Origin of the sequence: Streptomyces sp. NPDC048623 (genome assembly GCF_040650755.1) — a bacterium.
Taxonomy (GTDB): Bacteria; Actinomycetota; Actinomycetes; order Streptomycetales; family Streptomycetaceae; genus Streptomyces.
The window spans coordinates 183,999-202,639 of sequence record NZ_JBEZHV010000002.1 but is presented as its reverse complement, the minus strand read 5'-3'; the positions used below and the strand labels follow the sequence as shown (position 1 = coordinate 202,639).

The 18,641-nt window shown below is 73.3% G+C and carries 14 protein-coding genes; 5 read left to right on the top strand and 9 right to left on the bottom strand.

Annotated features, from left to right (window positions below; all coding sequences use genetic code 11):
* Positions 1-76: 76 nt before the first annotated feature.
* The 7 genes from AB0C73_RS03990 to ligD all read right to left on the bottom strand — a co-directional run bounded on the left by AB0C73_RS03990 (position 77) and on the right by ligD (position 10,623).
* A complete protein-coding gene (locus tag AB0C73_RS03990; protein WP_362524247.1) occupies positions 77-1,558 on the bottom strand; it encodes a penicillin-binding transpeptidase domain-containing protein in 1,482 nt (493 codons plus the stop codon).
* Between the two features lie 24 nt (positions 1,559-1,582).
* The gene (locus AB0C73_RS03985) at positions 1,583-2,983 is read right to left on the bottom strand and encodes an FtsW/RodA/SpoVE family cell cycle protein (RefSeq protein WP_362524245.1); all 1,401 of its coding nucleotides are present in this window, start codon (positions 2,981-2,983) and stop codon (positions 1,583-1,585) included.
* Between the two features lie 27 nt (positions 2,984-3,010).
* Positions 3,011-4,402, bottom strand: coding sequence for a HAMP domain-containing sensor histidine kinase (locus tag AB0C73_RS03980; RefSeq protein WP_362524243.1), 1,392 nt, complete (start codon positions 4,400-4,402; stop codon positions 3,011-3,013).
* Positions 4,399-5,169, bottom strand: coding sequence for a hypothetical protein (locus AB0C73_RS03975; RefSeq protein ID WP_362524708.1), 771 nt, complete (start codon positions 5,167-5,169; stop codon positions 4,399-4,401). The genes AB0C73_RS03980 and AB0C73_RS03975 overlap by 4 nt, the downstream gene beginning before the upstream one ends.
* A gap of 815 nt (positions 5,170-5,984) precedes the next feature.
* Positions 5,985-8,072, bottom strand: coding sequence for a PBS lyase (locus AB0C73_RS03970; RefSeq protein WP_362524241.1), 2,088 nt, complete (start codon positions 8,070-8,072; stop codon positions 5,985-5,987).
* Between the two features lie 359 nt (positions 8,073-8,431).
* Positions 8,432-9,403, bottom strand: coding sequence for a DNA ligase (locus tag AB0C73_RS03965; RefSeq protein WP_362524239.1), 972 nt, complete (start codon positions 9,401-9,403; stop codon positions 8,432-8,434).
* A 326-nt stretch (positions 9,404-9,729) separates the two neighbouring features.
* The gene (ligD, locus tag AB0C73_RS03960; RefSeq protein ID WP_362524237.1) at positions 9,730-10,623 is read right to left on the bottom strand and encodes a non-homologous end-joining DNA ligase; all 894 of its coding nucleotides are present in this window, start codon (positions 10,621-10,623) and stop codon (positions 9,730-9,732) included.
* Positions 10,624-10,690: 67 nt separating this feature from the next.
* Between ligD and AB0C73_RS03955 the strand changes: the two genes are divergently transcribed.
* The 3 genes from AB0C73_RS03955 to AB0C73_RS03945 all read left to right on the top strand — a co-directional run bounded on the left by AB0C73_RS03955 (position 10,691) and on the right by AB0C73_RS03945 (position 14,572).
* On the top strand, positions 10,691-11,773 hold the full coding sequence (locus tag AB0C73_RS03955) for a Ku protein (RefSeq protein WP_362524236.1): 1,083 nt from the start codon (positions 10,691-10,693) through the stop codon (positions 11,771-11,773).
* Positions 11,774-11,867: 94 nt separating this feature from the next.
* Complete coding sequence (locus tag AB0C73_RS03950; RefSeq protein WP_362524234.1) at positions 11,868-12,590, top strand: 4'-phosphopantetheinyl transferase superfamily protein; 723 nt, start codon at positions 11,868-11,870, stop codon at positions 12,588-12,590.
* 485 nt (positions 12,591-13,075) lie between these two features.
* On the top strand, positions 13,076-14,572 hold the full coding sequence (locus AB0C73_RS03945) for a M4 family metallopeptidase (RefSeq protein WP_362524706.1): 1,497 nt from the start codon (positions 13,076-13,078) through the stop codon (positions 14,570-14,572).
* Between the two features lie 95 nt (positions 14,573-14,667).
* Here the strand turns inward: AB0C73_RS03945 and AB0C73_RS03940 are convergent, their stop codons facing one another.
* Complete coding sequence (locus tag AB0C73_RS03940) at positions 14,668-16,089, bottom strand: hypothetical protein (RefSeq protein ID WP_362524231.1); 1,422 nt, start codon at positions 16,087-16,089, stop codon at positions 14,668-14,670.
* A 224-nt stretch (positions 16,090-16,313) separates the two neighbouring features.
* On the bottom strand, positions 16,314-16,781 hold the full coding sequence (locus AB0C73_RS03935) for a GtrA family protein (protein WP_362524228.1): 468 nt from the start codon (positions 16,779-16,781) through the stop codon (positions 16,314-16,316).
* Positions 16,782-16,914: 133 nt separating this feature from the next.
* Here AB0C73_RS03935 and AB0C73_RS03930 point away from each other — a divergent pair, with 133 nt between their 5' ends.
* Positions 16,915-17,919 (top strand): glycosyltransferase, encoded by a 1,005-nt coding sequence (locus AB0C73_RS03930; protein ID WP_362524226.1) that lies wholly within the window; start codon positions 16,915-16,917, stop codon positions 17,917-17,919.
* A gap of 342 nt (positions 17,920-18,261) precedes the next feature.
* Positions 18,262-18,636, top strand: a complete 375-nt coding sequence (locus tag AB0C73_RS03925; protein WP_362524223.1) for a hypothetical protein — start codon at positions 18,262-18,264, stop codon at positions 18,634-18,636.
* The last annotated feature ends 5 nt before the right edge of the window (positions 18,637-18,641 follow it).

Sequence of the window (18,641 nt, the reverse complement as noted above, 5' to 3'; positions counted from 1 at the left end):
TCGGCCGGGGCTCCCGGCGTTTCGGCTTCGGGCCGCCCACGGCCGCCTACGGGCGCCCACGGCCGCCCACGGCCACCTACGGCCGCCCCCGCGCCTCCGCCTCAAGGCGCAGCCCCTCCTCCATCACCGCCCGCGCGATCGGTGCCGCGTTGCCGCCGCCGCTGATGTCCGTGCGGTTCGCCTCCGCGTCCTCGACCACCACCGCGACCGCGACCGCCGGCTGGGCCGAGTCCGCCGCCTGGGCCCAGGCGATGAACCAGGCGTACGGGGTGCCCGTGTTGCCGAGGCCGTGCTGGGCGGTGCCGGTCTTGCCGCCGACGCGGGCGCCGGGGATGGCCGCGTTCGTGCCGGTGCCGTCCTCCACCGCGCGGATCATCAGGTCCTGGAGGCGGGTCGCGGTGGAGGGGCGCATGGCCTGGCGGTAGCTGCGGCGGGGGGTGGTGTCGACGGTGGTGCCGGAGGAGGTGGTGGTGCGTTCGACCAGGTGGGGCTGGGCGATCTCGCCGTTGTTGGCGACGGCGGCCGCGACCATCGCCATCTGGAGCGGGGTGGCCGCGGTGTCGAACTGGCCGATGGAGGAGAGGGCCAGCTGGTCCTTGGACATGTCGGTGTCGAAGTTGGACTTCGCGACCCAGGACGGGATGCGCAGCCCGGTGTCGTTGAAGCCGAAGTTCCCGGTCGTCCCCACCATGTCCGCGAGCCCCACCTTCACCCCGAGGCCGGCCATCACCGTGTTGCAGGACCACTGGATGGCGTACGCGAGCGAGGCGTTCGCGCAGCCGGTGGCCTCGTTCGGGAGGACCTGGCGGGTGCCGGGGAGAACGAACGGGTCGGGGGTGTCGGTCGGGGCGTCGGGGTCGGTGACCACGTCCGCGTCCAGGGCCGCCGCCGCGGTCACGATCTTGAAGGTGGAGCCGGGCGGATAGGTCTGGCGGATCGCGCGGGCCAGCATCGGCTGATCGGGGGAGGTGTTGAGCCGTTGCCACGCCTCCTTCACCGCCGGGCCCGTGCCGGACAGGACGCCCGGGTCGTACGAGGGCGAGGACACGAGCGCCAGGATGCGGCCGCTCGACGGCTCGATCGCCGCCACCGCGCCCCGCTTGCCGGCGAGACCGCGGTAGGCCGCCTCCTGCATCCGCGCCCGGATGGTCGTGACGACGTCGCCGCCCGGCTGGAGGTCGCGGCTGATGTCGTTCCACAGGGGGAGCGGGGCGAGCTTCGGGTCGGTGCCGGACAGGACGGAGTCCTCGGCGTTCTCGACCAGGGTCGTGCCATACGTCTGCGAGGCGTAGCCCGTCACCGGCGCGTACAACGGGCCCTGGGTGTACGTGCGTTCCCAGCGCAGTTGCTGCCGGCTGTCGCGCGAGCCGGTCACCGGGTGCCCGTCGACCACGATCTCGCCGCGCGGCTGTCCCCAGCGGGTGATCGCGATCCGCCGGTTCGCCGGGTTGGCGTCGTACGAGTCGGCCTCGAAGACCATCACCCGCGCCGCGTTCACGAGCAGCGCGACCAGGAGGAGGAAGCACAGGGCGGCGGCCCGCCGGATGTACCGGATCATGCGGAGTCCTTCACGTCATGCCCCTCACGCCGCGTCCTCCGTGATCGGGGCGATCACGCCCGTGTCCGCCATGTCCGGGCGCGGCGCCCGGGCCGAGTCCGAGACCCGTACGAGCAGGGCCACGATCACCCAGTTGGTGACGACCGACGAACCGCCCTGCGCGAGGAACGGCATCGCCATGCCGGTCAGCGGGATCAGCCCCATCACCCCGCCCGCGATGACGAACACCTGGAGCGCCAGGATCGACGCCAGGCCGATGGCCAGAAGGCGCCCGAACGGGTCGCGCAGCGCGAGCCCCGCCCGGTAGCCGCGGGCGACGAGCAGCGCGTACAGCAGGAAGAGCGCGGTCAGGCCGACCAGGCCCAGCTCCTCGCCCACCGTCGCCAGGATGAAGTCCGACTTGGCGGCGAAGCCGATGAGCACCGAGTGCCCGAGGCCGAGGCCGGCGCCCAGCATCCCGCCCGCGGCGAACGCGAACAGCGACTGCGCCAGTTGCCCCGGCCCGTCGCCCGCCCGGATCGACGCGAACGGGTCCAGCCAGTCCGTCACCCTGCTGTGCACATGCGGTTCGAGCGAGCCGACCAGGAAGGCGCCGGCCGCCGCGAGCAGCAGCCCGACCGCGATCCAGCCGGTGCGCCCGGTCGCCACGTACAGCATGATCACGAACAGGCCGAAGAACAGCAGCGAGGTGCCCAGATCCCGTTCGAGGACGAGGACACCGACGCTCAGCACCCAGATCGCCACGATCGGGCCGAGCACCCGGCCGGTGGGGAACTGCAGCCGCCAGACCTTCCGCCCGGTGTACGCGAGCGCGTTGCGGTTGGCGGCGAGATACGCGGCGAAGAAGACCGCGAGCAGGATCTTGGCGAACTCGCCCGGCTGGAAGGACAGTCCGCCGATCCGGATCCAGATCTTCGCCCCGTTCACGGCGGGGAAGAAGATCGGCAGGATCATCAGCGCGAGCGCGGCGGCGACGGAGAGATAGGCATAGCGCTGGAGCAGCCGGTGGTCCCGGATCAGCACCACGACCACGATGAACAGACCGACGCCGAGCGTCGACCAGACGAGCTGCGTGGGCGCCGCCGTGTCGTCCGGCGTCTCCAGGTCGAGCCGGTAGATCAGCACCAGGCCCAGCCCGTTGAGCAGCACCGCGATCGGCAGCAGGAGGGGATCGGCGTACGGGGCGCGCAGGCGTACGGCGAGATGCGCGAGCAGCGAGAGCAGCCCGAGGCCGGCGCCGTAGCGGGCGGCGTCCGGCGGTACGGCTCCGTTGCGGGCGAGCCCGACCTCCGCGTACCCGAGGACCGAGATCAGGACCGCGCCGACGAGCAGCGAGAACTCCACCCCGCGCCGCTTCGGGATCCGGACCCCGGGCGGGGGCGCGTCCCTGAGGTCCTTCGCGTCCGTCGGCGGCGGTGCGGTCATGGACCGCAACGTAGCAAGCAGTAAGCCTTATGTCCCTTTTGTGTGACGGTGTGCCGCGTCCGGGCCGGAACCGGCGTCGGGACCCCCGGAGTCCGTGTTCGGGTCCGCGAGGCGTACGTACTCCGGCAGCGTCAGCCGCGCCACCGCCCCGCCGCCCTCGTCCTCCTCCGGCGCGTCGGCGAACACCAGCTCCGCGCCGATCACCTCCGCCTGGCCGGCCGCGATGGTGAGCCCGAGCCCATGGCCCTTGCCGCCGCTCTCGGTGCGGAACCGCTGCGGGCCCGCGGCCAGCAGATAGTCCGGATAGCCCGCGCCGTGGTCCCGGACCGTCACCACCGGCCCGTCCACGGTCAGGACCACCGGCGGCGCGCCGTGCCGGTGCGCGTTCGCGACCAGGTTGCCGAGCACCCGCTCCAGGCGCCGCCTGTCCGTCTCCACGGTCGCGTCCCGCACCACCCGCACCTCGGTGGGGGTGCCGGCGGCGCGCACCACCCGCTCGGCCAGCGGCCCCAGGTCGTGCACCGCCAGATCGACCGTCTCCGTGCCCGCGTCGAGCCGCGAGATCTCAAGGAGGTCCTCGGTGAGCGCCCGCATCGTCCGCACCCGGTCGCGCACCAGCTCCGCGGGCCGCCCCTCCGGCAGCAGCTCGGCCGCGGCGGACAGACCGGTCAGCGGGGTGCGCAGCTCGTGCGCCACGTCCGCCGTGAACCGCTGCTCGGTCTGCAGCTTGCGCTGGAGCGAGGACGCCATGGTGTCGAGCGCCGCGGACACGGCGGCCACCTCGTCGAGGGGGCGCGAAGGGTCCTTCGTGCGGGGGTCGTCGACGCGCGCGTCCAGGTCGCCCGCGCTGATCCGGCGCGCCACCGTCGCCGTCGCGTGCAGACGCCGGGTGACCCGCGTGACGGCGACGGCGCCGACGAGCAGGGTAGCCCCGATGGCGAGCGCGGACGAGCCGAGGATCGAGCGGTCCAGACGGTCGATGGCCGCGGCGCTCTGCGTGTAGTCGAGGCGTACGGCCAGGGCGCGCCCGTCCGCCGGAGCCGCCGCCCACATCGTCGGCCGCCCCTCGGACTCGGCCACCATCGTGCCCCGCTCGCCCCGCACCGCGAGCGCCCGCAGTCCGGCGGGCAGCCCGGCCGGGTCCACCCCGGCGGACCGGGGCAGCGGCTCGCCCGCCTCGTACAGCCGGCTGACCTCGTCAAGGCGTGTCAGCGCCCTGTCGCGGGAGTCCCGCACGGTGTGCCCGGCCACCGAGACGTGCACGAGCATGCCGAGCAGCGCCGCGAGCGCGCAGCACATCACGGCGATGAAGAGGCCGGCCTTCCAGGTGAGGGTGGCGGTCCAGGCGGGCTGCCGCGGCAGCCTGCGCCGGGCGGTGTCCGTGGCCGCCTTCGGGGCCCGGCTCGCGGCGCGGCTCACGGCCCGCCCTCGGTGGTCGGGGCGGGGAGGAAGGGGGAGGGCGTCGGGCTCACGAAGTCCGGTGCGGGGGCGGTGGCGGTGCCCCGCGGCTTGACCCGGACGATCTCGTCGAGCGCCGGCAGCATCGTGCGCTGCTGCTCGTCCCAGGACCAGGCGGTCCGGTACTCGTACCCGGGGATCCCGGCCGAGCTCGCCCGGATGATCAGGTCCCGGCCGGCCACCTCGATGCTGACCACCTGGTCGACCGTGGACATGATCCGGGTCACCCGGTCGTTCTCGGCGAGATAGACCCGCACGCCGAGCTGCTGCTCCGGCATCCGGATGCCGACGATCAGCTCGTCGCGGCCGTTGCCGGTGAGATCGCGGTAGTACGGGGCGAGCACCGGGCACCCCTTGCGGTCGGTGCCGCACTTCTCGACGGCCCGTACGGTCTCCTCGTACAGCCCGTCCTGCCCGGAGCGCGCCTGCTCGTGCCCGCGCACCTCGGCCTGGACGACGGCGACCGGATCGACCGAGCGGATGTCGTTGTCCCGGACCGCGATGCCGGGGACCCGCTCGGTGGTGTTCTCGCCGTAGTCGATCGGCGGATCGGTCGCGGGCGGCAGATCGGGCCACAGCCGCAGCGGCCCGACGGCGTCGGGCGTCCGCCCGGCACTCTCCAGCCCGCCCTGCCGGCCGCACCCGGCGAGCACGACGGACAGCACCGCGGCGACCAGAGCGGTGAGCAGCACGGCAGTGGCAACGGCGGCGGGCCGCCCACGGCGCATTCCCACGCGCTGCTCCTCGCTGCTCGGGACGGTAGGTCTTCCTCTCGACCTTATGTCGATAGACGTATAGACCCTATGAGCGGGGAAGTCCTATTTGTCCACTGGTCCGGGATGGCCGGGTGACCCGAAGAGCCAGGCGGCCCGGTGCGCCGGGGGCCCTGTGCCCCCCGGGCTGCCTGCCCGGCGCTTGTGGGCCTGCCCGTCCGCCCGGCACCCGGCCTGCCGACCGGCCCGCCCGGCCCTTGGCCGGGTGTCGGTTGTGCCTGTCTGACCGGCCTGCCTGGTGCCGTCCCGGCCGCCGACCGGGCCTGCCCGCTATGGCCCCCGTGGCGGGGCGCTGGCCGCGCCCGTCCGGGCCTGCCTCGGCCCGCCCCGGCCCTTGGCCGGGTGCCAGCGGACTTGCCCGGGTCGCCCGCGCCCCTGGCTGGGCGATGGTCGCGCCTGTCAGACCTGCCTGCCTGGCCGGCCCACTGCCCGGACGTGGACCGGGCCTGCCCGCCACGGCCCCCGGCCGGGGGCCGGTTGCGCCTGTCCGGCCGTCCTGCCTGGTGCCGTCCCGGCCGCCGACCGGGCCTGTCGGGTCTGCCCGCCCCGGCCTACGGCCCCCGTCCGGCGCCGCCTCGACCCCTGGCCGGGTGTCGGTTGTGCCTGTCGAACTGGCCGGCCCGGTGCCGTTCCGCCTGTCGGGCCTGCCCGCACCGGCCCACGGCCCGCCCGGCCCGCCTGCCCGGCGCCGCACCGGCCCCTGGCCGGGTGCCGACCGCGTCTGCCCGGGCCTGGCCCTTGGCGGGGCGCCCGGCACGCCCCGCCGGGCGTCACACCGCTCGGCGCTCCAGTTGCGCAAGGGCTGCGCGGCACAGGGTCAGCAGTTTCTCGTCGTCGTGGACGTCGTGGGAGCCCGCGCCGTCCTCGCGGGCGTTGTGGCGGCATCTTCGGGAGAGTTCCGCGCGGATCGCGGGCTCGGCGCCCGCCGCCGCGGGGCCCATCTCCGCCAGACACTCGGCCACCGCCACCCGGGTGTGCCGGTTCTCCTCCCAGGCCGCGAGCAGGACCGGCAGGGTGTCAGCGGCCTCGCCGGTGATCCGCCACAGGGCCGCCGCGGACCGCACCCGTACCCACAGCTCCCGCGCGCCGAGCCCGGCCCGCAGCGCCGGGGCGGCCTGCGCCGCCGCCGGGCCGATCGCGCCCAGGGACAGGGCCGCCGCGCACCACTCGTCGCCCGAGGTGCCCGGCCGCAGCCAGCGGCCGAGGGCGGCCAGGGCCTCGTCCAGGGAACCGTCGAGCGACCACACCGCGCGCCCCGCCATCGCCGAGACCGCCGCCGACGGCGAGGCGAGCAGCGGCCGGACGTCCGGCAGCGCCTCGCGCGCCACCGGGCCGAAGGCCGTGAGCGTCCGCAGACACGCCTCGCGCACCCAGTCCCGCCGGTTCGCCGGGGCTCCGCGCAGCACGCGCAGCACCTCCGGGAGCGCCTGCGCGCCCCGTATCGAGCCCAGCGCGAACAGCAGCGGCGCCGCCCGGTCGTACAGCAGGTCGTCGAGCTCCACCTCGGCGAGCCGGCGCCGCAGTACGGGGGCGAGCGGCTGGGCCGCCGGGCCGAGCGAGTCCACCGCGTACAGCAGCTCGCGCCGCACCTCGCGCTCCTCCAGCGCACGCGCGAGCAGCGGGATCGCCCGCGAGTCGCCCGACCGGGCGAGCGCGAGCAGCGCCCCGCCCCGGCCGGCCCGCGGGCCAGGGGCCGCAGGCCCGCGCGGACCTGCCGTCAGACGGGTGGTGAGCGCGTCCGCCGCCGGCGCGGCCAGCTCGAAGAGGCGCTCAAGGAACGACGTGGCCGCCTCCCGCAGCCGCGGCTCCGGGTCGCCCAGCTGCGCCCCGACGAGCCGCACGACCTCGTCGTACCGCCCGCGCCACACCCGTATCAGACCGCCGCACAGCCAGATCGCGTCCGAGCGCTGCCCCCAGTCGGGGCTGCGCAGCTGGGCCAGGATGAGCGCGATGCGGTCGTCGACCCGGTCGTCGAGGGCGCAGTGGAGCGTGCGGAGCAGCTCCTCGGTCCAGGGGGTGGGGCGGCCCGCCGAGTGCTCTTCGAGGAGTTCGCGGACCTGGCCGATGAGGGTGGGCGCTGCGACGGTACGGGCGGCCGGCTCGGCGTTACGGTCGGCGGGCGCCGTCCGTACCTCGTCGAGCAGCACCGTGACCCGCTCCACCACGTCGTCCGGGATCCGGTCGGGCGCCACCCGGGCCAGCTGCGCGAGCGCGGCGAGCCGCAGCCCCGGCGCCTGCGCGACCCGCGACAGCCAGTCCAGCCACTCCACGGTCTCGGCGCGCAGCGACTCGTGGCGCAGCGCGATCCGCCCGAGCGAGGCGACGAGCGCGAGCCGTACCTCCGTGTCCCGCTCCACGGTGAGCCGCTCACGCAGCAGTTCGAGTACGTGGACGGGGTCGCCGTGCAGCGAGGCGAGCGCGCACGGCGCCGCGAGCCGCACCTCGGGGTCGGGGTCGTCGACCAGGCCGAGGAAGACGTCGGCGCCGGCGGCGACGGCGGCCGCGGCCATCGCGTAGTTCGCGGCCGGGGTGAACTCGGCGTCGTCCGGGTCGAGTTCCTCCAGCTCCTCGTCGCCGCACAGATCGATGCCGCCGATGCTGGTGAGCAACTCCACGATGCCGCCCCGGTCCTGGACCGTGGCGTCCGCGACGAGTTCGAGGAGGAAGGGGATGCAGGCGAGGGTGGAGTCGTAGACGTCGCCCTGGTGGTGGACCGCCCCGTACATGCCGTCCAGGGCGTTCTCGCGCTCGGCGGGGTCGGCGGAGGCGAGGCCCCGCAGCAGCTCCGGAACGTCGTCGGCGGGGCCGTAGGCATGGCTCAGCGAGGCCCAGTCGACCTCCTCGATCCCCGTCAGCATGCAGGCCGCCTTCCCCGTGAGCCCTGTACCAGGCAGCAAGTGTGCACCAATGGACCCTTCCCAACGCCCTGCCCGCCGGACGCGGTCCCGCGGGGCCCGCGCGGCCGCTCGCTTTGCGCCATCCGCGGGTCCGCCGGGAGCCCCGGCGAACCCCCGCCCCGCCCTTCCGACGCCTCCGCGAGGCCCCCGCGACCCTCCTCCGCCCGGCTCGCGCGCCCGCCCGCGCCCGCCGGACATGCGCACTTGTGCGCCGGAGCACGCCCCGGGCCCTCCGCGCAGGGCGCCCGGGGACTTTGTCCGGAACGGACCGTCGGGGGGTGGGGGTGGGAAATCGGCCAGGGGGCTCGTTCGAACAGGCCCTAGGGGTCGGGGGCCGCGTCCGGATCGGGGTCGGGGGCCGGGTTCGGGTCGGGGTCGGGGGCCGCGTCCGGGTCCGCGTCCGGGTCCGGCCAGGGTTCCGCTTCCCGCACGCGGACGAAGCGGGCGGTGTCCTGGCGCCCGGAGATCAGCAGCAGCTCGACGGGGAGGGGCGCGGTCAGGGGACGTACGGTGCCGTGCTCGGGATGCTCCACAGGTTCTTCCACGGCCTGTCCCGCGCGGGCGCCCGTGGAGGTCCCCGCCAGTTCGGCGACCTCGTGGGCCTGGCGCCCGGTGAGCCGGGGGGTGGTCCGCAGCTCGCGCCCGTCGGGCAGGCGGACGAGCAGCGCGTGCGGCCGGTCGGGCGGCCCGAAGAGCCCGATCAGCTCGGCGTCGACGGTGTCCGAGTGCCGTACCTTCCGCCAGGCCCAGGTGCCGCCCGGCCGGTACGCCGAGTTCCAGGCCTTCGCCACGACCCCCTCGACCCCGGTGTCGCGCAGCGCGTCGAACCAGTCGCGGGCGGTCGCCTCGTCCTCGGTCGCGAGCACCCGCTGGAGCGGCGGCCCGATGCCGGCGAGGGCGGCGCCGAGCAGCTCCCAGCGCTCGCGCAGCGGCCGGGTGCGCAGGTCGTGCCCGGGGAGGGCGAGCAGATCGAAGGCGATGTACGAGACGGGGACGCCGGCCCGCTCGCGGTCCCGGTGCGTACGGAGCAGGTCGGTGAAGCTCAGCCGCCCGTCGCGGTACGCGCAGAGCTCGCCGTCCAGGACCGTTCCGGGCGGCAGCCGCTCGCCCAGGTAGGCCGCGATCCCGGGGAACTCGGGCGCCAGATCGCGCCGGGCCCGGGACTGCAGGAAGACCTGCCCGCCGTCGAGGACGAAGGCGAGGGCGCGGAAGCCGTCGAGCTTGAGGGAGTACTGGTAGCCGCCGGGCACCCCGCCCTGCCGGGGGAGCGCGTCGGCGGCGCGCGGCCGCATGACGTCGACGGGCGGCCGGAGGACGACGTCGGGTCCGGGACCCGGACCTGGACCTGGACCCGGGTCTGGGGCGGGGTCAGGGCTGGGGTCGGCGTCAGGGGCGGAGCCAGGGGCCGCGGCAGAGCCGTCGGCCTCCGTGTCCGTGTCCGGGGCCGTGTCCGTGTCCGGGCCCCGGTCGGGCTTCCGGGCGGAGCCGGGCTCGGCCTCCGGGGCGCGAGCAGGGTCTTGGTCCGGACCGAGGTCCGGGTGCGGGTGGTGAGCCGGCCCACGACCGGTACCCCGGGCCGGAGCAGGACCCCGCCCCGTACCCCGCCCCGCGCCGGCGCTCACGGCACGGGCCCGGCGACGGCGGTGTCGAACAGCGGGGCGAGCAGCTCCCCGTACCTCTCCAATCGCGGCCCGATCGCGTCCATCAGCAGGACCAGCCGCTCCGGCGCCCCGCTCTCGGCGGTCTCGGCGACCTCGTCCCAGGTCACCGGGGCGGAGACGGACGGCAGCGGGCGGGCCCGCAGGGTGTAGGGGGTCGCGGTGGTCTTGGCGGCGGCGTTCTGGCTGTGGTCGACGAAGACCTTCCCGGGCCGCAGGGCCTTCGCCATCCGGTGCACGACCAGCCGCGGCAGCTCCGCCTCGGCCTCGACGGCGAGCCGGCGCGCGTATGCGGAGACCGTCTCGGACGGTGTCGGCGTGACGGGGACGAGGAGGTGAAGTCCTTTGGCGCCGGAGGTCTTCGCGTACGCCGTGAGTCCGTCGGCCGCGAGCCGTTCCCGCAGGTGGAGGGCGACCCGGCAGCACTCGACCACGGTCGCGGGCGGCCCCGGGTCGAGGTCGAGGACGAGCCGGTCGGCGACGGCGGGGGAGCCGGCCCGCCACTGCGGCGTGTGGAACTCGACGACCAGGTTCGCCGCCCACATCAGCGACGGCAGGTCCTGGATCATCACCTGCCGCGCACGCGGCGCGTCGGAGCGCGGCACCGGGGTCGTCTTCACCCAGGCGGGCGTGCCGGGCGGCGGGTTCTTGGTGAAGAAGAGCTGCCCGTCCGGGCCGTCCGGGTAGCGCAGGAAGGAGACCGGCCGATCGCGCAGATGGGGCAGGATCGCGGGCCCGACGGTGGCGTAGTAGTGCAGCAGCTCGCCCTTGGTGGTGCTGGTGGCGGGGTGGAGGACCTTGCCCAGATTGCTGAGGGCCAGCCGGCGCCCCTCCACCTCTGTGATGGGCGTCATACGATGAGAATCCCACGGATACCGGGACGTAGTACCAGGAAGCGGAACCAGTGTGAAGGGGTCGAGCGTGCGATCCATCTGGAACGGGGCCATATCCTTCGGCCTGGTCAGCATCCCGATCAAGCTGGTCAACGCCACCGAGAGCCGCTCGGTCTCCTTCCGCCAGGTGCACACCGAGGACGGCGGCCGCATCCGCTACAAGAAGGTGTGCGAGCTGGACGGCGCCGAGGTCACCCAGGCGGAGATCGGCAAGGCGTACGAGGACGCCGACGGCACCATGATCCCGATCACCGACGAGGACCTGGCCGCGCTGCCGCTGCCGACGGCGAAGACGATCGAGATCGTGGCCTTCGTGCCGGCCGGCGAGATCGACCCGCTCCAGATGGACGCCGCGTACTACCTCTCCGCCAACGGCGTGCCGGCCGCCAAGCCGTACACCCTGCTGCGCGAGGCGCTGAAGCGCAGCGACCGGGTGGCGGTCGCGAAGTACGCCCTGCGCGGGCGTGAACGGCTCGGCATGCTGCGGGTCGTGGAGGACGTGATCGCCATGCACGGGCTGCTCTGGCCCGACGAGATCCGCGCCCCGGAGGGCGTGGCGCCGGAGACCCCGGTGACGGTGCGGGAGGCCGAACTCGACCTGGCGGATGCCCTGATGGCCACCCTCGGCGAGGTCGACATCACGACCCTGCACGACGACTACCGCGAGGCGGTCGAGGAGATGATCGCCGCGAAGGCGGAGGGCGGGGAGGGCGTCGCACCGCCGGAGCCCGAGGAGGGCGGGGGTGGCCAGGTGATCGACCTGATGGCGGCCCTGGAGAACAGCGTACGGGCGGCGAAGGAGGCCCGGGGCGAGGCGGGTGAGAAGGCTGGGGCGTCGGCGTCGGCGTCGGCGGCGGTGACGGAGCTGCGGCCGCGGAAGCGGGCGGCGGCGGCGACGCCGAAGGAGACGGGCGCGAAGAAGTCGACGGCGAAGACGGCCGCGAAGCGGGCGGCGGCGGAGCCGGCCCGGAAGTCGACGACGGCGAAGAAGCAGCCGGCGAAGAAGACGGCGGCCAAGTCGACGGCGAAGAAGACGGCAACGAAGAAGACGGCAACGGCGAAGAAGGGGACATCGGCGAAGAAGGCGACGCCGCGCAAGCGCACGGCCTGAACCCGGCGCTCGTAGAGGAGTTCGACAGAGGCGTGCGTGTACGGTCGGGGCCGGACCGGATCGGTCCGGACCGAAGGGACGAGGACACCCGCCGATGCGCGCCGATGCCTGGCTGCTGGAACTGGACGAGACCGCCGACGCGCCGCCGCTCGCCCCGGCGTTGCTCGACCCGGGCGTGCTTGACGCGCGCGAGCGCGAGCGGGCGGCGGCGTTCGTACGGCCCGCCGACCGCGTCCTCTACATCGCCGCGCACGTCGCGCTGCGCACCGTGCTCGCCGGTCTGCTCGGCGAGCGGCCGGCCGACCTGGAGTTCACGCGTGAGCCGTGTCCGTGCTGCGGCGAGCCGCACGGCCGCCCGGCCCTCGCCGACCGCGCCGGGCCGCCGCTGCACTTCTCCCTCTCGCACACGCACGGCCGGGTGCTGATCGCCACCGCGCCGGTCCCGGTCGGCGCGGACGTCGAACGCCGCCCCGAGCCCGCGGCCGTACGGGACCTGATGACCGTCCTGCACCCCGCCGAGCGCGCCGAGATCGAGGCGGCGGACGGGACAACGCCCGGCGGCGCGGCGGCCTTCGGGCGCATCTGGGCGCGTAAGGAGGCGTATCTGAAGGGCCTCGGCACGGGCCTCGGCCGGGCGGCGGACCTGGACGACCTGCGCGGGCTCGCGCCCGCCCCGCCCGGCTGGAGCCTGTACGACCTGCCCTGCGGCCCGTCCCACGACGCCGCCCTCGCGCTCCGGACGCCGGCCGGCCCGGACGCCGAACCCCCGTCGCTGCACTCCCTGTCGGGGGCCGACGGACTGCTCACCCGCCGCTGAGGGTGCCGCACGAGCGGGCGGCGGGCTCGTACGCGTAACGGATCGACGCGGGAAGCCGGCGTAAGAAGTCGGGGCGGAAAGTCGGCGTAAGAAGTCGGCGCGGGAAATTGGGGCGGAAAGTCGGCGGAAGCAACCCCTCCGTCACCCCTCCGTCGCCCTTCCGACGCCCTTCCGACGCCCTTTCGGCACCCCTCAATCACCCCTCTATCACCCCTATGTCCACCCTCGTTGACCCTCGGTACGGTCAGCGCCCCGCATAACGGACGGAGTTGGCCGCCCTTCGGACAATGAATGGTCAAATCCTTGTTGCATACCTGTCAATCAAGGCTGCTCGCTGGCACGCTCACACCCGCATCACCGCACCACCCCCCACGTACCAACCCCCACGCTTCATCAGCGAAGGAGCCCGCGTGACCCGCCAGCAGTCCTCGCGCCGTACCTCTCGTACCACCGCACGAGCCGCCGCCCTCATCGCGTCCGCCGCCATGGTCGTCGTCGGAGTCCAGACCGGAACCGCCAGCGCCGATGCCCAGCGCGAGGCCGGCGCGACCGCTCTCGTCCTCAGCGCCTCGCAGCGCGCCGCCGCCATCCAGGACGCCCAGGGCGGCGCTGCCGCCACCGCCAAGGCGATCGGCCTGTCCGACCAGGAGAAGCTGGTCGCCCGCGACGTCATCAAGGACGCGGACGGTACGGTCCACACCCGCTACGAGCGGACCTACCAGGGCCTGCCCGTGCTCGGCGGCGACCTGGTCGTGCACCAGAAGAAGGACGGCGCCCGTTCCACCACCAAGGCGACCAACGCCCGGATAGCCGTGGCCAGCACGAAGGCCGCCGTCGCCGTGGCCGCTTCCGCCGACGCCCGCAAGGTGATCTGGGCGGCCGACGGCAAGCCCGCCCTCGCGTGGGAGACCGTGGTCCGCGGCACCCAGCACGACGGCACCCCGAGCGAGCGTCACGTCATCACCGACGCGACCTCCGGCAAGGAGCTCTACTCCTACGAGGCCATCGAGACGGGCATCGGCAACACCGAGTACAGCGGTCAGGTCACCCTGGGCACCTCCGCCGGCTACACCCTGACCGACGCCACGCGCGGCGGCCACAAGACGTACAACCTCAACGGCGGCACCAACGGCACCGGCACGCTGTTCACCAACAGCACCGACACCTGGGGCAACGGCTCGCCGACCAACCCGGAGACCGCGGCCGCCGACGCGCACTACGGCGCGGCCGTCACCTGGGACTTCTACAAGAACGAGCTGGGCCGCAACGGCATCCGCGGCGACGGCCAGGCCGCCTACAGCCGCGTCCACTACGGCAACGCGTACGTCAACGCCTTCTGGTCCGACTCCTGCTTCTGCATGACGTACGGCGACGGCACGAACAACCTCAAGCCGCTGACCTCGCTCGACGTGGCCGGCCACGAGATGTCCCACGGCCTGACCGCCTCCACGGCCGGTCTCAACTACCGCCGCGAGTCCGGCGGCCTCAACGAGGCCACCTCCGACATCTTCGGCACCTCGGTCGAGTGGTACGCGAACAACACCACGGACGCCGGTGACTACCTCATCGGCGAGAAGATCGACATCCGCGGCAACGGCACCCCGCTGCGCTACATGGACAAGCCCAGCAAGGACGGCAACTCCGCCGACTACTGGTCCTCCACCGTCGGCCGCCTCGACGTGCACTACTCCTCGGGCCCGGCCAACCACTTCTTCTACCTGCTGTCCGAGGGCAGCGGCGCCAAGACCATCAACGGCGTCAGCTACAACTCCCCGACCTACGACGGCTCCACCGTCACGGGCATCGGGCGCCAGGCGGCGTACAAGATCTGGTACAAGGCGCTGACCACGTACATGACCTCCTCCACCGACTACGCGGGCGCCCGCGCCGCCACCCTCTCGGCGGCCACGGACCTGTACGGTGCCGGCAGCACCCAGTACAACGCGGTCGCGTCGGCCTGGAAGGCGATCAACGTCAACTAGCGGTAAGGGATTGACGTACGAGGGGCCGTACGGCAGTGATGCCGTACGGCCCCTCATACGTTTCCTGGCGCAGGTCTGCGACCGTCTACGACCGTTTACGACCGGGAGTCCGCCCCGGACAGCACGAGCCCGGTCTGCTCCTCCGCCTCGGGGGCCTTCTCCCCGTCGGCGTGGGCCGCCTTCGTCCGCCCCGCCCAGAGCAGCACGAGACCGAGCGTGCCGGCGAGCGCGGGCCAGTAGAAGTACCGGAAGTCACCGGCGGGCACCGTCGGCAGATAGCCCGCCATGTACAGCGCCGCGCTGATCCCCAGCACCCGCACGGGCATCGCGTACCGCCCGCGGCCCGGCCGGATCGACAGCGTGACGCCGACGGCCAGCCAGAACCAGCCCGCGAAGAGGATCGGCAGGTCCTTGGCCATGCCCACCACGTAGTAGCGCAGCATCGCGGTGCGGCGCTCGTCCGGCTCGCCGATGCCGGGGATGTGGTCCAGGCTGCCGTTCTGGAACTGGTACCGGCCCTGGAACATGACCTTCGAGAAGACCTGCAGGCGGTACTCGGCGTACTGCGGCAGATGGCTGGGCATCTCGCTGATCCACATCGAGTTCAGCTCGTCCGCGTGGCGGGCCAGGTCGGCCAGGCCGGCCGAGAGGTCGCGCGGGTAGCAGCGCCAGTACGCGTCGGACAGATTGGCCTCGGGCTTGCACCGCTGGGCCGTGGTGACCATGGCCTGCTGGAAGTCCGGCGTCGTCGCGGCCTCGCCGGCCGCCTTCCGCACCTCGTCCACGCTCAGGACGTGGACCAGGTCGTCCAGCAGGACCTGCGAGAGCTGGCGGGTCTCGACCGGCTTGGCGACGGCGGAGACGACGCCGCTCGCCACCGCGGCGGCGGCGATCAGGGCGCCGGCCGAGATCAGCCACTTCCGGCGCCCGGGCGTCGGCCACAGGGCGCGTACGAGCAGATAGAACACCGGGACGCCGGCCAGCACGGCGTTCTTGCGGACCAGGATCGCGTAGGTGATGAAGAGCACTCCGACGGCCAGGAGCACCCAGCGCGTACGGGTGCGGTCGGCCGGCAGGTCCCGGGCGACGAAGGCGACGGCGCAGGCGGCGAGGAGGGTGAACGCCATCTCGACGTCCTTCCACACCACACCCGTGAAGTTGACGATGTAGGGGGCCACGCCGATCGCGAGGATCGCGAGCGAGGCGCCCTTCCGGCCGGTGCGCGCCCAGACCCGCCAGGCGATGACCCACAGCGCCGACCACAGGACGGCGGACTGGAGGGCGGCCAGAGCGCCGGGGCGGCCGGTCAGCTCGATGAGCGCGCGCCACAGCAGGGCCATGACAGGCGGGTGCCAGTCGGTGAGGGTCTGCTTGCCCAGCGCCTGCTGGAGCTGATTGACGCTGTCCAGGCTCAGGAAGCCGGGGGAGAACACGAGGGCGGTGCCCCAGCCGCAGAACGCGGCGATGGCGGCGAGGGCCCACGGCCACAGCGGTCGATCCGACAGATATGACCTCATCCGCAAGATCGGTCGCGTGGGTCCTTCAGATGTCATGGGGAGGGAGCCTAACAGCACGGGGTCGACACCTCGCAGGCACCGAACCTGCACGTTCGTGCCCGGCTGTCAGGACCCTCCGACGGCCTCGCGGACGGCCTCGCGGACGGTCCCGCGGACGGCCTGCGGACGGCCCTCGGAAGGCCCTCGGACGGTCTCGGAGGGCCTCGGGACGGCCTCAGGCGACCTCAGGCCGCCTGGAACACATAGCGTCGATACACCACGAAACGGACCAGCGTGGCCGCCGCCCACCCGGCGAGGCGCGTGATGTTGTCGGTGAGGGCCGAGTCGAGCCCGAGCAGCTCGCGCGAGAGGTAGACGGGTGCGGCGGTGATCAGGATTCCCGCGATGTTCACCAGGATGAACACGACGACCTCGCGAGGTGTCGTCTCGGTGCGCTGGGCGCGGTACGTCCAGTGCCGGTTGCCGTACCAGCCGACCACCATCGCCGCGGCCGTGGCGACGACCGACGCCATGACCGGGAAGGACGCCATGGGTCCGCCGCCGAGGCCGGGAAGGCCGAAGACGAGAAGGTTGTAGCCACCGGCGTCCACGACGAAGGCGACCGCCCCGACGACTCCGAACTTGGCCACCTCGCGCCAGAGACCACGAACGAGGTCGCTCAGGCGGAGACGCAGGGACAGATGATCCGACATGAAAGAGAGCCTAACCGCAGGGTATTCTCGCGTGACTCCACACATGACCACCCCGTCACTGCCTCGTCGTCTCAGGTGACCGCTCGCGGCGTGGAGCTGGAGCTGGAGCTACGACAAGCCTAAGGATCAAGACATGAGACCCACGATCGCCTGCGTCGTCCCCTGCTACAACGAGGAGGCGGCCATCGGCAAGGTGGTCAGTGATCTGCGTGCGGCGCTTCCCGAGGCCGAGATTTACGTGTACGACAACGCCTCGACCGACCGCACGGTCGAGGTCGCGCTGGAGGCCGGGGCGATCGTCCGGCACGAGCGCCGCAAGGGCAAGGGCAACGTCATCCGCCGCGCGTTCGCCGACGTCGACGCGGACGCGCTGCTCATCATCGACGGCGACGACACCTACGACGCCTCGCGCGCCCGTGACCTGGTCGACCTGCTCTTCGAGGGCCCGTACGACCACGTCGTCGGCGCCCGCCGCGAGACCGTCGAGGGCGCCTACCGCCCGGGCCACGCGGTCGGCAACAAGATGCTGACGGGCGCCGTCCGCAAGCTCTTCGGCAACGACGTCACCGACATGCTGAGCGGTTACCGCGTGTTCTCGCGCCGCTACATCAAGTCCTTCCCGGCGCTGTCGCACGAGTTCGAGACCGAGACCGAGATGACGGTCCACGCGCTGAACCTGCGGCTCCCCACGGCGGAGATCCCCGTCGACTTCAAGGACCGCCCGGCCGGCAGCGAGAGCAAGCTGCGCACCTACCGGGACGGCTGGCGCATCCTCAAGATGATCCTCGGCCTGGCCCGCCGCCAGCGTCCCTCGCTCTTCCACAGCGTGCTCGCCGGCCTGATCGCGCTGATCTCCCTCGGTCTCGGCACCCCCGTGATCGTCGACTACATCAACACCGGCACGGTGCCGCGCTTCCCCACGGCCATCCTCGCCGCGGCGATCATGACCATCGCGGTGCTCGTGCTTCTGGTGGGGTACATCCTCGAGTCGTTCATGCACCTGCGCCAAGAGCAGTCCCGCCTCGCCCACCTCGCCTACCCCGCGCCGACCCGCTCCCCGAAGGGCCTCGACGCGGACCGCTCGGCGAAGCCGACCAGCTCCGCCGACCGCCCGGAAGAGACCCTGGCCCGCTCGTAACCCCGGCTGGCCCCGCCTCTCGGGCCCCAGCACCGGAAAGCCCCCACCGGATCCGTCCGGCGGGGGCTTTTTCGTCGGCGTGAAAGGCCGACCGGTGCCGGAGGCCCAGATCCGCGAACGACCGGGTCGACGGTGATGCCGTACGACACCGCAAACGTTCATGGCGCAAATGCATCGGTCGCCCGGTGGTCACCCGGCGGCCGCGTCTTGGACGGATGGGCCGGCGGCTAGGATCGCCCGGTCGGCGGTACGCATCGGGGGGACCGCCAGGGGGAGGGGCTCGACGTGACGTTTGCAGAGGAATGGGCAGTCGCGAAGACGGCCGCAGCCGAGAACACCCGAATGCGTCTCAATCAGGCGGCACCCGCCGCCGGTGGCGCGGGCGGTGCCGCCAACGCCGATCTGAGCGTGTCGCGCGACGACCTCGGAGCCATCGGCGGAGACGCGTACGAACTGCGCCAGCGGCTCTCGAAGGACGGGGACCACGCGCGGCCGCAGACGTTCGAGGCGGCGCTCGCGCTCACGAACGGGAACTTCGGCAGTGGTGCCGCACTGCTCCAGGTGCACGACCGGTGGAACGAGCAGCTGCACACGCTCCTCGACGCCGTCGCGCACATCTCCAACCATCTGGACTACTCGGCCGCGGCCCACGACAAGGACGACGCGGACATCATCACCGACCTGTCCGTGTCCAAGATCGATCAGTACTTCACGTAGGGCGG

What these genes read in the sequence shown, in the direction of transcription:
- AB0C73_RS03990 (WP_362524247.1), bottom strand. Translation starts at nt 1,558, where the DNA reads ATGATCCGGTACATCCGGCGGGCCGCCGCCCTGTGCTTCCTCCTCCTG.
- AB0C73_RS03945 (WP_362524706.1), top strand. Translation starts at nt 13,076, where the DNA reads ATGGTCGTCGTCGGAGTCCAGACCGGAACCGCCAGCGCCGATGCCCAG.
- AB0C73_RS03950 (WP_362524234.1), top strand. Translation starts at nt 11,868, where the DNA reads ATGCGCGCCGATGCCTGGCTGCTGGAACTGGACGAGACCGCCGACGCG.
- AB0C73_RS03970 (WP_362524241.1), bottom strand. Translation starts at nt 8,072, where the DNA reads ATGCTGACGGGGATCGAGGAGGTCGACTGGGCCTCGCTGAGCCATGCC.
- AB0C73_RS03985 (WP_362524245.1), bottom strand. Translation starts at nt 2,983, where the DNA reads ATGACCGCACCGCCGCCGACGGACGCGAAGGACCTCAGGGACGCGCCC.
- ligD (WP_362524237.1), bottom strand. Translation starts at nt 10,623, where the DNA reads ATGACGCCCATCACAGAGGTGGAGGGGCGCCGGCTGGCCCTCAGCAAT.
- AB0C73_RS03940 (WP_362524231.1), bottom strand. Translation starts at nt 16,089, where the DNA reads ATGAGGTCATATCTGTCGGATCGACCGCTGTGGCCGTGGGCCCTCGCC.
- AB0C73_RS03935 (WP_362524228.1), bottom strand. Translation starts at nt 16,781, where the DNA reads ATGTCGGATCATCTGTCCCTGCGTCTCCGCCTGAGCGACCTCGTTCGT.
- AB0C73_RS03930 (WP_362524226.1), top strand. Translation starts at nt 16,915, where the DNA reads ATGAGACCCACGATCGCCTGCGTCGTCCCCTGCTACAACGAGGAGGCG.
- AB0C73_RS03925 (WP_362524223.1), top strand. Translation starts at nt 18,262, where the DNA reads ATGCGTCTCAATCAGGCGGCACCCGCCGCCGGTGGCGCGGGCGGTGCC.
- AB0C73_RS03965 (WP_362524239.1), bottom strand. Translation starts at nt 9,403, where the DNA reads ATGCGGCCGCGCGCCGCCGACGCGCTCCCCCGGCAGGGCGGGGTGCCC.
- AB0C73_RS03975 (WP_362524708.1), bottom strand. Translation starts at nt 5,169, where the DNA reads ATGCGCCGTGGGCGGCCCGCCGCCGTTGCCACTGCCGTGCTGCTCACC.